10 protein-coding genes are annotated in these 13193 nt (G+C 70.1%); 4 read left to right on the top strand and 6 right to left on the bottom strand.

Annotated features, from left to right (window positions below):
- Nucleotides 1-602 precede the first annotated feature (602 nt).
- A complete protein-coding gene (rny, locus tag ACZ6S0_RS19575; protein ID WP_465919329.1) occupies nt 603-2219 on the top strand; it encodes a ribonuclease Y in 1617 nt (538 codons plus the stop codon).
- A 196-nt stretch (nt 2220-2415) separates the two neighbouring features.
- Here the strand turns inward: rny and ACZ6S0_RS19580 are convergent, their stop codons facing one another.
- The 6 genes from ACZ6S0_RS19580 to ACZ6S0_RS19605 all read right to left on the bottom strand — a co-directional run bounded on the left by ACZ6S0_RS19580 (nt 2416) and on the right by ACZ6S0_RS19605 (nt 9134).
- Complete coding sequence (locus tag ACZ6S0_RS19580) at nt 2416-4683, bottom strand: S9 family peptidase (RefSeq protein ID WP_465919331.1); 2268 nt, start codon at nt 4681-4683, stop codon at nt 2416-2418.
- Between the two features lie 167 nt (nt 4684-4850).
- Complete coding sequence (locus tag ACZ6S0_RS19585) at nt 4851-5615, bottom strand: glutamate ABC transporter substrate-binding protein (protein WP_465919333.1); 765 nt, start codon at nt 5613-5615, stop codon at nt 4851-4853.
- A gap of 234 nt (nt 5616-5849) precedes the next feature.
- Complete coding sequence (locus ACZ6S0_RS19590) at nt 5850-6767, bottom strand: amino acid ABC transporter permease (RefSeq protein WP_465919338.1); 918 nt, start codon at nt 6765-6767, stop codon at nt 5850-5852.
- Nucleotides 6764-7432 (bottom strand): amino acid ABC transporter permease, encoded by a 669-nt coding sequence (locus ACZ6S0_RS19595; RefSeq protein ID WP_465919342.1) that lies wholly within the window; start codon nt 7430-7432, stop codon nt 6764-6766. The genes ACZ6S0_RS19590 and ACZ6S0_RS19595 overlap by 4 nt, the downstream gene beginning before the upstream one ends.
- Before the next feature lie 58 nt (nt 7433-7490).
- Nucleotides 7491-8360, bottom strand: a complete 870-nt coding sequence (locus ACZ6S0_RS19600; protein WP_465919345.1) for a glutamate ABC transporter substrate-binding protein — start codon at nt 8358-8360, stop codon at nt 7491-7493.
- An 18-nt stretch (nt 8361-8378) separates the two neighbouring features.
- The gene (locus ACZ6S0_RS19605) at nt 8379-9134 is read right to left on the bottom strand and encodes an amino acid ABC transporter ATP-binding protein (protein WP_465919348.1); all 756 of its coding nucleotides are present in this window, start codon (nt 9132-9134) and stop codon (nt 8379-8381) included.
- 137 nt (nt 9135-9271) lie between these two features.
- Between ACZ6S0_RS19605 and miaB the strand changes: the two genes are divergently transcribed.
- The 3 genes from miaB to ACZ6S0_RS19620 all read left to right on the top strand — a co-directional run bounded on the left by miaB (nt 9272) and on the right by ACZ6S0_RS19620 (nt 13171).
- On the top strand, nt 9272-10774 hold the full coding sequence (miaB, locus tag ACZ6S0_RS19610) for a tRNA (N6-isopentenyl adenosine(37)-C2)-methylthiotransferase MiaB (RefSeq protein WP_465919350.1): 1503 nt from the start codon (nt 9272-9274) through the stop codon (nt 10772-10774).
- An 873-nt stretch (nt 10775-11647) separates the two neighbouring features.
- Nucleotides 11648-12250 (top strand): hypothetical protein, encoded by a 603-nt coding sequence (locus ACZ6S0_RS19615; RefSeq protein ID WP_465919351.1) that lies wholly within the window; start codon nt 11648-11650, stop codon nt 12248-12250.
- A 177-nt stretch (nt 12251-12427) separates the two neighbouring features.
- On the top strand, nt 12428-13171 hold the full coding sequence (locus ACZ6S0_RS19620) for an isocitrate lyase/PEP mutase family protein (RefSeq protein ID WP_465919354.1): 744 nt from the start codon (nt 12428-12430) through the stop codon (nt 13169-13171).
- The last annotated feature ends 22 nt before the right edge of the window (nt 13172-13193 follow it).

A 13193-nucleotide genomic window follows, 5' to 3' on the forward strand; every position in this document is an offset into this window, starting at 1 on the left:
CCACCTGGAAAACCATGGCCACGCCTGGAGAACCGATGTCCGCGCACCTGGCAAACCAATGCCCGCCTACATGGAAGTCAGCGTGTCCGTTGACAGTCACCTGGCGGTGTCACCTGGCGGTGTCACCTGGCGGTGTCACCTGGCGGTGTCACCTGGCGGTGTCACCTGGTCTGCTACTGGTAGCGCTACCGGTCTGTCGTTGGCAATGACGGCGGTTTGCCAGCGGCGGTGTCGTGTCGCTTGCTGGTGGTGGGCAAAACGGGCGGTAATGGGGGTGTCTGGCTGAATGTGGAGATGCAAGCCTGTAAGACACGCTTGATGACGCGTTTGCTTGCTCGTGACCTGTTCGACGCATAACCTCGACGGCAGTGAGGAGTTACTCCGCGCAGCGCGGATTGCCATACCGGTGAACGACGGACGAACGAGCTTGGTTGACAGAGGCAGGCGAGGTGTCGGCTTTCGCGGTCGACGCCCCATCCGCCTTGGCTTGACATCGATCCCGGCGACGACGCCGTCCGGGCTGTCCGCAGCGCGCCTGTGACCCCTCCCGTTTTTGTGGCCGCGTTATGAGTTCTTGACGACGCGAGGAGGGCGGGGCGCACATGGGGCCGCTGGTCGTGGTGCTGATGGTGGCGGTGCTCGTGCTCGCGTTCGGGATGATCGTGGCGCTCCTCGTCGTCGTACGGCGCACGTCGGGTGGCGGGTCGCGCGCCGCCAAGCCGACCCCCGAGCAGGCGCAGGCCGTGCACGAGGAGTTGGAGGAGGCGCGCCAGGAGGCCCGCGAGATCCGCCGCAAGGCGGAGACCGACGCCGAGGAGATCCTGCGCAGGTCCGAGTCGGCGGCTCAGAGCGCCACGGAGATGCGGCGGGAGGCGGAGGAGGAGAGCCGGACACTCAAGTCCGAGCTCAAGGAGCAGCGCACCGACCTCGAGCGCCGCGAGGCGCGGCTGGCCGAGCGGGAGCAGCGGCTGGACGAGGAGGCCCGGCGGCAGTCCGAACGCGACAGGAAGCTGGCCGAGACCGAGGTCGAGCTGGCCGACCGCCGCGATGAGCTGCTGCAGGTCGAGGAGGAACGACGGGTCATCCTGGAACGGGTGGCCGGGCTCACCGGCGAGCAGGCCAAGTCCGAGCTGGTCAGGGAGATCGAGAACCAGGCCAAGCGCGAGGCGGCGCTGATCGTCCGGGAGATCGAGGGGGACGCCCGCAAGGAGGGCGAGAAGCGGGCCACGAAGATCGTGACGCTGGCCGTTCAGCGGTTGGCGGCCGAGCAGACGGCCGAGTCGGTCGTCAGCGTGCTGCACCTGCCCGGCGACGAGATGAAGGGCCGGATCATCGGCCGCGAGGGGCGTAACATTCGGGCCTTCGAGTCCACGACCGGGGTGAACCTGATCATCGACGACACTCCGGAAGCCGTGCTGCTGTCGTGCTTCGACCCGGTCAGGAGGGAGACGGCGCGGCTCACGCTGGAGAAGCTGGTGCTCGACGGACGCATCCACCCGCAGCGCATCGAGGAGGCGCACGACCGCAGCCGCCAGGAGGTGCAGGACCTGTGCGCGCGGGCGGGTGAGGACGCCCTCGTCGAGCTGGGCATCACCGACATGCACCCCGAGCTGACGCTGCTGCTCGGGCAGTTGCGCTACCGCACCTCGTACGGGCAGAACGTGCTCAAGCACCTCATCGAGTCCGCGCACATCGCGGGGATCATGGCCGCCGAGCTGAAGATGAACCAGACGCTGATGAAGCGCTGCGCCCTGCTGCACGACATCGGCAAGGCCCTGACCCACGAGGTCGAGGGCAGCCACGCGCTGATCGGCGCCGAGATCGCCCGCAGGTACGGCGAGGAGGAGGACGTGGTGCACGCCATCGAGGCGCACCACAACGAGGTCGAGGTGCGTACGGTCGAGGCGGTGCTCACGCAGGCGGCCGACGCGATCAGCGGCAGCAGGCCCGGGGCCCGGCGGGAGTCCCTGGAGGCGTACGTCAAGCGGCTGGAGCGGCTGGAGGAGATCGCGCAGTCGTACGAGGGTGTGGAGAAGGTCTTCGCCATGCAGGCCGGACGGGAGATCAGGGTCATGGTCAAGCCCGACGCGATCGACGACATCCAGGCCCAGGTGATCGCCCGCGACGTGGCCAAGCAGGTGGAGGAGGAGCTGACGTACCCGGGGCAGATCCGCATCACGGTGGTCAGGGAGTCGCGCGCGACCGAGTTCGCCCGCTGAGCCCTCGGCGCGCGGAGGGCTCCGGGTGGCGGGCGGCGCGCGGCGGGTGGCAGGGAGCGGGCGGGCGAGGGCACACGGTGAACGGGCGGGTCTGAGTTGCGTGGTGAGCGGATGGGCCTGGAGTCGTGTGGTGGGTGGACGGGCCTGAGTCGCGTGGTGAGCGGATCGGCTGGGCGGCGGGGTGAGGGGTGTGGCTCTAGCCGAAGAGTTGCTGGTAGAAGGCCAGTTCGGCGGCGAGGGCGGCGGCGCGGGTCTCGGTGCGGCGGAAGCCGTGCGCCTCGCCCTCGAAAGCGAGGTACGTGCACGACACTCCCCGCTCGGACAGCGCGTCCGCGAAGGCCGTCGACTGCTCGGGCGGCACCACGGGGTCGTCGAGGCCCTGGAGGAGCAGCATGGGGCAGCTCACCCCGTCCACGAGGGCGAGGGGTTCGCGGGAGGCGTACACCTGCGGGTCCTCCGGCCCCACGAGCCACTCGACGTAACGTGACTCGAAGTCGTGGGTGTGCGCGACCAGCGGGGCCAGTGCGCTGACGCCGTAGTACGACACTCCGCCCGCGAAGACGTCCGAACGGCAGCAGGCCGCCATAACGGTCCAGCCCCCGGCGCTGCCCCCGCGTACGGCGATCCTGGCGGGGTCGGCCAGGCCCTCGGCGGCCAGCCATTCGGCGGCGGCGATCGTGTCCTCCACGTCCACCACGCCCCACTGCCCCTTCAGCCGGTCGCGGTAGGCCCTGCCGTAGCCGGTCGAGCCGCCGTAGTTGACGTCGAGCACGCCGATGCCCCGCGAGGTCAGGAACGCCTTCTCCAGGTCGAGCGCGGTGTCGGCGTGGGCAGTCGGGCCGCCGTGCACGAAGATCACAAATGGCGGCTTGGCCTCGTCACCGTCGGCGGCCGTGCCCGTTGAAGCGGCGGCAGCCCCGGCGGCGGTGGGGAAGGCGGGGGTGGGGAAGGCGGGGGCGGGGGTGCGCGGCGGATACAGGAACGCGTGGATCTCGCCGTGACGCCCCGACACCACGGTCTTCCCTGCCGGCGGCGTCACGGGCTCGCCGCTCGGCGTCTCGGCGAGGTCTGCGGGTGTCGCGGCCTGACGGCTGGGTGCCCCGGTGCGGCTTCCGGGAACTGCGGTCTGGTCTCCCCACGCCGGGACCCGGTCTTCCGGCGTCGATACCTGGTCTCCCGGCGTCGAGACTTCCGCCGTCGAGATCTGGTCTTCCGGTGCTGAGACTTCCGGCGTCGGGAGGTGGTCTTCCGGTGGCGTCGTGGGACGGTCGTTCGGCGTCGTGGGCGGGCTTTCCGACGTTGCGGGCTGGTGTTTCTGGGGCGTGGTGCGGGCTTCGGGGGTGTCCGGGTGGCCGGGCTCACGGGTGTCGCCGCCGGGCACGCGTACGGCCCGGGGGATCGGGAGGTAGGACGGGTCGGGGAGGGTGGACAGGTCGCGTTTGAGCGCGTGGTGCTCGCCCGTGCCCATGTCCACGGTGACGACCGTGCGGGGGGTCGTGGCGGTGTATCCGATGCCCGCCACGGACGTGCCGTCGGCGGTCAGCGCCGCGTCCCAGCCGGTGTAGGGGAGCGCGAGGTCGGTGAGCGCGCCGGAGGCGGGGTCGAGCACGGCCAGCCGCAGGTCCCCGCGCCCGTGCAGGACCGCGAGCCGACCGTCCGCGAGCACCGTGTACGGCATCCCGCCCAGCCGCCACGGCGGCAGCGTGAACTCCTCCTCGGCCGGGTGCACCGCCTGGGCGCCGTCGCCATGGAGGCCGATCTCGTACAGGTTCCACCAGCCGTAGGAGTCGGAGATCAGGTAGAGCCGGGAGTCGTCCTTCCAGAGGGGGGCCAGCACGGACTCGGCGGGGCCGCCCCGTACCGTCCACGAGCCGCCGGAGGACAGGGCGGTGACGCGCAGCTCGGTGCCGTCCCACGGCATGCGGGGGTGGTTCCAGCAGACGTAGGCGAGGTGCCGTCCGTCGGGGGAGACGGTGGGGGAGGCGTAGAAGTCGTGGCCGGTGGCGCGTTCGCGGATCTGGCCACCGGTCAGCGGGATCGACACGATCGCGCGGGTGACCTTGCCGTTCCCGGCGTGCCGTTCGCGTACGCACCAGACCTGGCCGTCGTGCACCAGCAGGTCCGCGTAGCGGCAGCCCTCGTCGGTGAGGGGTTTCGGATGGCCGTTTTCACCCAGTACGTACAGCCGCTGGTCCTTCAGGTTGGCGAAGACGACCTCCCCCTCAGGGGTCACGGCGTAGGGGCGGCCGCCGTACTCGTGCACCCGGGTGCGCGCGCTCCACGGGGCGGGCAGCAGGTCACGGTGGGTGCCGTCGGCGGCGCGGCGCACGATCGTGGTGCGCCCGCCCTCGCCGGGACGGTCTTCGGTCCACCAGACCCGGCCGTCGCGGGCCGTGGGCCAGCCGGGGCGCACGCCCGACCCGGCCACGTCTCTGGTCGAAATGGGGGAGGGCCAGAAAGGCATAATCGCATCCTGCCGGAAGATCACCGGGAGTGCGGGCCGGTCCCCACAGTTCAGGGCCCGGTTTCCACACTTCGGGGTCGCTCCCCATGGTCCAGGGCCGACTCTCCCGGTTCAACCCGCCGCCGTACGTTTCACGCCCTCAGGGTCACATGCCCAGGGTCGAGCGCTCAGGGGCAGCCCTCGGGAGGCGGAAGGGTCGAGGGGAGCTTGATGTCCGTCCGGCCGAACCACTTGCGCAGCAGTTGCGCGGCCGTCCCGTCGTGCCACATGTCGGCGATCGCCCGGTTGACGGCCTCGCAGGTCTTGGTGTCGCCCTTCTTCAACCCGACGCCCCACTTCTCGACGCTGATCGGCTGGTTCAGCAGGCGGAAGCGGCCGGGCTCCTGCTCGGCGTACCCGGCCAGGGCGAGGTTCTCGGTGCTGATCGCGTCGAGCAGGTCCTCGGAGAGCTTGCGTACGCAGTCGGAGTAGTTGCTCGCCGACACCAGCTCGGCGGGCAGGTCCAGCTTGCCGTCCGGCGGCGGGTCCACGATGCGCCGGTACGAGTTGGAGCCCGCGGCCAGGCAGATCCGCTTGCCGCGCAGGTCGTTCACGTTCTGGATGCGCAGGTCGTCGGCGCGGACCATCGTGTCCTGGCTGACCGTCACGTACGGGCCGCCGAACGTCACCTTCGGCTCGCGTGCCTTCGTGATGGAGTAGGAGGCCACGATCATGTCAACGGTGCCGTTCTGGAGCAGCGCCTCGCGGTTGGACGAGGGCGACTCCCGCCAGGTGATCTTGACGTCGGCCCGGTTGGCGAGGCGGCGGACGATGTAGCGCGCGACGTCGACGTCGAACCCCACGGGATCGCCCTTGCCCGTACGCAGGCCCAGGCTCGGCTGGTCCCACTTGGTGCCGATGATGACCGTGCCGGTGCCCCTGATCTTGTCCACGACGGTCGTGTACGAGCCTCCGCCCCCACAGGCCGCCAGGCCCAGGGCCATGGAAGCCCCGGCCGCCAGCGCCGTCGCACGCCTGGTCGCCGCGACAGGCCCCCTCGATTTACCCACGACTATGGGTAACCCGCGCCTGCCCATCACAGGGCCGCCTCGACGCAGTTTTGGCACATTTTTGGGGGTCTACCGGTAAAAACCGGGCGGCGGGCTTACGTGCCCGCCGCCCTTGGATCACTCCACGGGACGGTCGGGCGCCACACCGCCGCCCTCGGTCCCCTGCCCCGCGGCCACGCCCACCTCGGCCGAGCCGGGTGCCGTGACCGGGGCGGCCGCGGTCTTGCGGCTGCGCCTGCTACGCCGTTCCAGCCAGGTGGCCAGGAAGCTCAGCGCCATGTTCAGCGCCACGTAGATGATGCCGATGACGATCGCCGCCGGGATCAGGGAGCCGAAGAAGCGGGCCGGCAGGATCTTGAACCCGGTGTTGAGCAGGTCGACGTAGGCGATGATGTAGCCGAGCGCGGTGTCCTTCAGCAACACCACGAGCTGGCTGACGATCGCGGGCATCATCGCCGTGACGGCCTGCGGCAGCAGCACCAGCCGCATCACCTGGTTCTTGCGCATGCCCACCGCGTACGCGGCCTCCGACTGCCCCTTGGGCACCGCGTGCACGCCGGCCCTGACCACCTCGGCCAGCACCGAGCCGTTGTAGAGCATCAGGCCGACCACGACCGCCATGAAGGCGTAGTCACCGCCGCCCAGCACCGCGGGCGCCAGGTAGAAGATGAAGAAGATCAGCAGCAGCAGGGGGATGGCCCGGAACACCTCGACCACCACACCGGCCGGGACCCGGATCCACGCGTGGTCGGAGAGCCTGGCCAGGCCGAAGATCGCGCCGAAGGCCAGCGCGAGCACCGCGGCCACGGCCGCCGCCTGCAAGGTGCCGATCAGGCCGGGGATGATGTAGAAGTCCCACGTCTCCCACATCAGGAACGGCTGCCAGATCTTGCCCTCGAACTGGCCCTTGGCGTCGAAGCCGCGGTAGACGCCGTACAGGGCGGCGCCGACCAGGATGACGCTGACCACGGTGAGCGCGCTGTTGCGCACCCGCCCACGCGGGCCAGGGGCGTCGAACAGGACGGTCGTGCTCATCGGACCACCGCCAAACGCCGCGACAACCAGCCGGTGAAGAAGCCGACGGGCATGGTCAGCGCCATGAAGGCGAGGACGATGCCGAGGAAGATCGGGATCGACGCGCCCGTCGTGTCGAAGACTTCCTTCATGGTCGCCGCCGCGTCGGCGAGGAACCCGCCCGCGGTCGCGACCGTGGTGTTCTTGATCATCGCGATCATCACGCTGCCGAGCGGCGCGACGACCGTGCGGAACGCCTGGGGCAGGATGATCATCCTGAGGGACTGCATGAACGTCAGCCCGATCGCTCTCGCCGCCTCGGCCTGCCCCATCGGCACCGTGTTGACGCCGGCGCGCAGCGCCTCGCACACGAAGGCCGCGGTGTAGAGCGACAGGCCCATCGCCACGACCCAGAAGGAGTTGGTCAGCGGCGTCTCGGAGAAGACCAGCCCGAGCTGGTCGCTCAGCCCCAGCGCCGAGAACGCCAGCACCAGCGTGAGCGGGGTGTTGCGCACCACGTTGACGTAGACGGTGCCGGCCACGCGCAGGACCGGGGTGGGGGAAAGCCGCATCGCCACCAGGACCGTGCCGAGGATCAGGGAGACGACCGCGGCCACCAGGGAGAGCTTGACGTTCTCCAGGAACCCGATCCCGAGGTCGGGGGCATATTTGATTAGTTCGTCCATCGTGCTCCACCGCATAGGGCAGCGGCGACCGGACCACCGGCCGCCGCTTCTGGTGTGATCAGGCGCAACCCTCGGCCGGCGGCGCCGCCTCGGACACCTTGAGGCCCTGGATGCCGCCGAACCACTTGTCCAGCAGCGTCTTCATGGTGCCGTTGGACCACAGGGCCTGCACGGCCTTGTTGACGGCCTCGCAGGTCTTGGTGTCGCCCTTCTTCAGGCCGATGCCGTACTTCTCGTCGGTGAAGCCCTGGCCCAGCACCTTGAAGTTGCCGCCGGCCTGCTTGGCGAAGCCCGCCAGGATCAGGTCGTCGGTGGTGACGGCGTCGAGGTTGCTGCCGGTCAGCTTCTGCACGCACTCGGAGTAGTTCGCCGCGTCGACGGTGGTGGCGTCGATGTCGAGCTCGCCGTCCGGCGGCGGGTCGGTGATGCGCTTGTAGGAGTTGGAGCCGGAGGCCTTGCAGATCTTCTTGCCCTTGAGGTCCTGCGGGCTGTTGATCGAGGTGTCGTCCTTGCGGACCATGACGTCCTGGTGGGCCACGACGTAGGGGCCGCCGAAGGTGACCTTGGCCTTGCGCTCCTCGGTGATCGAGTAGGTGGCGAAGATGATGTCGACCGTGCCGTTCGCGAGGAACGGCTCACGGTTGGACGAGGCCGACTCCTTCCACTCGACCTTCACGTCCTTGCCGCCGGCTATCTCCTTCAGCACGGCCTTGGCCACGTCGACGTCGAAGCCCTCGGGCTCATTGCCCATCTTCAGGCCCAAGCTCGGCTGGTCCCACTTGGTGCCGACCACGACGGTGCCACCGCCCGTGATCTTGTCAGCCACGGTGGCGAACGTCCCGCCGCCGCCGCTGTCGCCGCCACAGGCGGTCAGGCCCGCGGCCAGGGCCGCTACCGAGAGCGCTGCTCCCGCTCGACGCATGTGCATGTGTACCTGCCTCAGTAATCAGTGCGTGAGGATCTTCGAAAGGAAGTCGCGCGCCCGGTCCGTCTGCGCGTTGGTGAAGAACTCGTCGGGGGTGTTCTCCTCCACGATCTGACCGTCAGCCATGAACACCACCCTGTTCGCGGCCCGGCGGGCGAACCCCATCTCGTGCGTGACGACCATCATCGTCATCCCGTCGCGGGCCAGCCCGACCATGACGTCGAGCACCTCCTGCACCATCTCGGGGTCCAGTGCGGAGGTGGGCTCGTCGAACAGGATCATCTTCGGGTCCATGGCCAGCGCCCTGGCGATCGCGACGCGTTGCTGCTGACCGCCGGAGAGCTGGGCCGGATATTTGTCCGCCTGCGCCGCGATGCCCACCCGGTCGAGCAGCTCCATGGCCCGCTTGTCGGCGGCGCCCTTGGCCAGGCCGCGGACCTTGGTCGGGCCGAGCGTCACGTTCTCCCGGATGGTCTTGTGCGCGAACAGGTTGAACGACTGGAAGACCATTCCCACTTCGGAACGGAGCTTTGCCAGCGCCTTCCCCTCGGCGGGCAGCACCTTGCCGTCGAACACGATCTGCCCTTCGTTGATCGTCTCCAACCGGTTGATCGTGCGGCAGAGCGTGGACTTCCCGCCGCCCGAAGGGCCGATGACGACCAGGACCTCGCCACGAGAGACGGTCAAGTTGATGTTCTTCAGGACGTGCAATGCCCCGAAGTGCTTGTTGACGTTCTCCAACCGGACCAGTGGAGTGGCGTCGCCGTTCTCCGTCATGGAGTAAAACGTAGAGGCCCTTGGAGCGCCGCGCACTAACCAGGCGGTACCGATCCGATCACATCACGCCATCAAGCTGGCCTTTTGGAACCGCAAGGGCCGTGTCAAGCCTGACTGCGACTACCCTTGAACGTGCCATGACTGTGACCCAGGAGGGCGCCCGCACGTACGAAGTGCGCACATACGGGTGCCAGATGAACGTCCACGACTCCGAGCGGCTCTCCGGCCTGCTGGAGGGGGCCGGCTACGTGGCCGCCCCCGCAGGGGAGACGGCCGACGTGGTCGTGTTCAACACGTGTGCCGTCCGGGAAAACGCCGACAACCGCCTCTACGGCAACCTCGGCCACCTCCGGCCCGCCAAGGTGGGCAATCCGCGCATGCAGATCGCCGTCGGGGGCTGCCTGGCGCAGAAGGACCAGGGTGAGATCGTCCGCAGGGCGCCGTGGGTCGACGTGGTGTTCGGCACGCACAACATCGGCTCGCTGCCGGTGCTGCTCGAACGGGCCCGCATCGAGGGCGAGGCGCAGGTCGAGCTGAAGGAGTCGCTCGAGGTCTTCCCCTCGACGCTGCCCACCAAGCGCGAGTCGGCCTACGCCGCCTGGGTGTCCGTCTCCGTCGGCTGCAACAACACCTGCACCTTTTGCATCGTGCCGTCGCTGCGCGGCAAGGAGAAGGACCGCCGTCCCGGCGAGGTCCTCGCCGAGGTGCAGGCGCTGGTCGAGCAGGGCGTGCTGGAGGTCACGCTGCTGGGGCAGAACGTCAACACCTACGGCGTGGAGTTCGGCGACCGGCTGGCCTTCGGCAAGCTGCTGCGCTCCTGCGGCGGTGTCGAGGGCCTCGAACGCGTGCGCTTCACCTCTCCGCACCCGGCCGCCTTCACCGACGACGTGATCGCCGCCATGGCCGAGACGCCCAACGTCATGCACCAGCTCCACATGCCGCTGCAGTCGGGCTCCGACCGGGTGCTGCGGGCGATGCGGCGGTCGTACCGGGCCGAGCGTTACCTCGGCATCATCGAGCGGGTGCGCGCGGCCATGCCCGACGCGGCCATCTCGACCGACATCATCGTCGGCTTCCCCGGCGAGACGGAGGAAGACTTCCAGGGCACCCTCGACGTCGTCCGGCAGAGCCGCTTCGCCAACGCCTTCACCTTCCAATACTCCATCCGGCCGGGCACGCCCGCGGCCACCATGCCCGACCAGGTGCCCAAGGAGGTCGTGCAGGAGCGTTACGAGCGGCTGGTGGCGCTGCAGGAGGAGATCTCCTGGGCGGAGAACAAGCGGCAGGTGGGCCGCAGGCTCGAGGTGCTGGTCGCCGAGGGTGAGGGCCGCAAGGACGAGGCCACGCGACGGCTGTCGGGGCGCGCTCCCGACAACCGGCTCGTGCACTTCGCCGTCGGGGCCGAGACGCCGCGGCCGGGCGACATGGTGACGGTCGAGGTCACGTACGCGGCGCCGCACCACCTGGTGGCCGACGGGGCCGTGCTCGAGCTGCGGCGCACCCGGGCGGGCGACGCCTGGGAGGCCCGTCAGGGCGGCGGCGCGGCCGGGTCGCCGGGCTCCGGGGTCCTGCTGGGCATGCCGACCATCGGCCGCCCGGCTCCCCTGCCCGCCGCCACGGGCGGCTGCTCGGCGCACTGAGTCTCACGGAGGTTCACGGACTCCCGAGGAGTTCTTCGGAGGGCGGCACCGGTCGATCCGGTGCCGCCCTCCTGTCGTGGTCAGCGCGTGAGCCGGTTCAGCACGTCGTAGCAGGCCTGGCGGCGGAAGTCGTGGAACGTGGCGCAGGGGAGGGGCATGCCGCGCTCCTGCGATGACGGTGGCGGGTCCGCCTCGCGGATCGGCTCCGGCAGGAGGCGTTCGCGGGGAGGCGCCTGTGGGGACGCCTCCGGGGCCGGGGCGCCCCGCCGCCCGGGAGGACGTTCGCGCGGGGGCGTCAGGGGGCGCGCGGAGGGGGACCGGGGGCGGTCCGGCCGGGCCCGTACGGATGAGGCGGGGGAGGATCCCGGCGTCGGCAGGAACCCAGGGGTGCCCGCCGTCACGGGTGGGAGGGCCGCCGCCCACGGCGGCACCGCCTCGACCCAGGGCGGCGGCGAATGACCGGGAAAGACGTCGTCCGGGTGCGGCGAGGGGAAATGGAGCGATCCATGGGAAGGCGTCGCCGGCAGAAGCGCCGCGGTCGCTGTTTGTGTCATATCCGATGCCCAGAGTGGTGAAGCCGGACGTGGGGAAAGCGGGGTTTCCTGATCAAATTCCTGAGGTCTTTGCGGTGAAGATTCGGGCGAGTTGGTGAATGCCAGAAATATCCCCAGCACCGCGGTGACGAGTACCCCGACGGCTCCGGCCACCGGTGCCAGGTGGGTGCGGCTACCTGGGCGAATGGATCTAAGGGGTGACAAGTCGTGATTCCTTTGTGATTGTTGTGCGAGCATTCCTCCGTTGCGGCTAGTGTGGTCCATCACCCGCGGAAGCCGGCGAGCTTTCCCCGATACGACCGCAGGGAGCTGTAACCCCATGCAAGATCCGAACGAGGCGGACCGTCAGGAGATCCTGTACGGGCCGGGAGACGCCCGTCTGGAGACGCGCGACGAATCCTCCTCCCGCAAGGCGCCGAAGAACAACCAGAAGATCATTTTGATCGTCGCCTCGGTGCTCGTCGGCCTCCTCGTGGCGGGCGGCGCCGGCTACCTGCTGGCGGGCAACCCCGGCGGGAGCGCGCAGCGGAGCACCGGCGGCCCCGCGCCCTCCCAGACCGCCGGGGGCGCCGACGACCTCCAGGGTGACGACGAAGCCACCATGGGCGACGCGGCCACCGACGCCCCCGACGGCGGCCTGTCCACCGACCCGCCCGACGACGGCAGCATGGGCGACGTCGCCGACCCCGGCGCGGGCGGCGACCCCGCCGACAACGGCTCGACGGGCTCAGATTCGACGGGCTCAGACTCGACGGGCAACGGCTCCTCCGACGGCAACGCCCAGGGAGGCGACGGCAAGAAGCCGTCGACCGCCTCCCCCTCCAAGCCGCCGCAGTCGTCCGGGAGCGGCACCCCCGCGGACCTCCCGGCGGACGGCCCGGCCGGTGAGGTCAGCGGTCAGTGCGCGACGAGCGGCTGCTGACCAGGGAGGAAGGCGCGTCGTTCCACGCCCGCCCCGCCGCCTGAGGCGGCGCGGGCGGTCGCCGACGCCCGGTGACGTGCGCCTGGCGTGGGTCCCTACGAGTGCGGGGGAGTGGCTCGCCGTAAATGTGGCGCACTGGACCTTCAGCGGGTGTCACCGCCTGCGTAGGGTCGGGGCATGACGACTGACAGAGCGTCCGAGCTGCGTGCGCTGCACGTCCCGGGAAGCCCGGTGGTCCTCCCCAACGTCTGGGACGCCGCCTCCGCCCGCGCCGTCCAGGACGCCGGCTTCCCCGCCGTGGCCACCAGCAGCGCCGGCGTCGCCCGTGCGCTGGGCTACTCCGACGGCGAGGCCACACCGGTCCACGAGATGATGGCCGCCGTCGCGCGGGTGGTCAGGGCCGTCGGCGTGCCCGTCACCGCCGACATCGAGCGCGGTTACGGTCTCAAACCCGCCGAACTGGTCGAACGCCTGCTCGCGACCGGTGCCGTGGGCTGCAACCTGGAAGACTCGGTGCCGCCCCGCGGCGGCATGGTCGACGTGGCCGAGCAGGCCGACTTCCTGGCCGAGGTACGCGCCGCCGCCGGGGACGCGCTGGTGATCAACGCCAGGATCGACGTCTACCTGCACGGAACGGCCACCAGGCAGGAGGCCGTCGCGCGCGGGCGGCGCTATCTGGAGGCGGGCGCCGACTGCCTGTACCCCATCGGGCTGGACGACGGCGACGAGATCGAGGCGCTGGTCCGCGAGGTGGCGGGGCGGCCGGTCAACGTGCTGTTCAGGCCGGGGACGCCGGATCTCGCCGGGCTGGCGGGGCTCGGGGTGGCCAGGATCAGCTTCGGGGGCGGGCTGTACCAGGCGGTCCACTCCTACGCCAAGGGTCTGTTCGCCAGGGTGCGCGAAGGGCACAGCCCCTACTGAGCGAGGTCCACGGGAGAACGCC

This window comes from Nonomuraea sp. NPDC051298 (genome assembly GCF_055586305.1).

Coding starts and splice junctions, on each gene's coding strand:
- rny (WP_465919329.1), top strand. CDS start 603: ATGGGGCCGCTGGTCGTGGTGCTGATGGTGGCGGTGCTCGTGCTCGCG.
- ACZ6S0_RS19580 (WP_465919331.1), bottom strand. CDS start 4,683: ATGCCTTTCTGGCCCTCCCCCATTTCGACCAGAGACGTGGCCGGGTCG.
- ACZ6S0_RS19590 (WP_465919338.1), bottom strand. CDS start 6,767: ATGAGCACGACCGTCCTGTTCGACGCCCCTGGCCCGCGTGGGCGGGTG.
- ACZ6S0_RS19595 (WP_465919342.1), bottom strand. CDS start 7,432: ATGGACGAACTAATCAAATATGCCCCCGACCTCGGGATCGGGTTCCTG.
- ACZ6S0_RS19600 (WP_465919345.1), bottom strand. CDS start 8,360: ATGCACATGCGTCGAGCGGGAGCAGCGCTCTCGGTAGCGGCCCTGGCC.
- ACZ6S0_RS19605 (WP_465919348.1), bottom strand. CDS start 9,134: ATGACGGAGAACGGCGACGCCACTCCACTGGTCCGGTTGGAGAACGTC.
- miaB (WP_465919350.1), top strand. CDS start 9,272: ATGACTGTGACCCAGGAGGGCGCCCGCACGTACGAAGTGCGCACATAC.
- ACZ6S0_RS19615 (WP_465919351.1), top strand. CDS start 11,648: ATGCAAGATCCGAACGAGGCGGACCGTCAGGAGATCCTGTACGGGCCG.
- ACZ6S0_RS19620 (WP_465919354.1), top strand. CDS start 12,428: ATGACGACTGACAGAGCGTCCGAGCTGCGTGCGCTGCACGTCCCGGGA.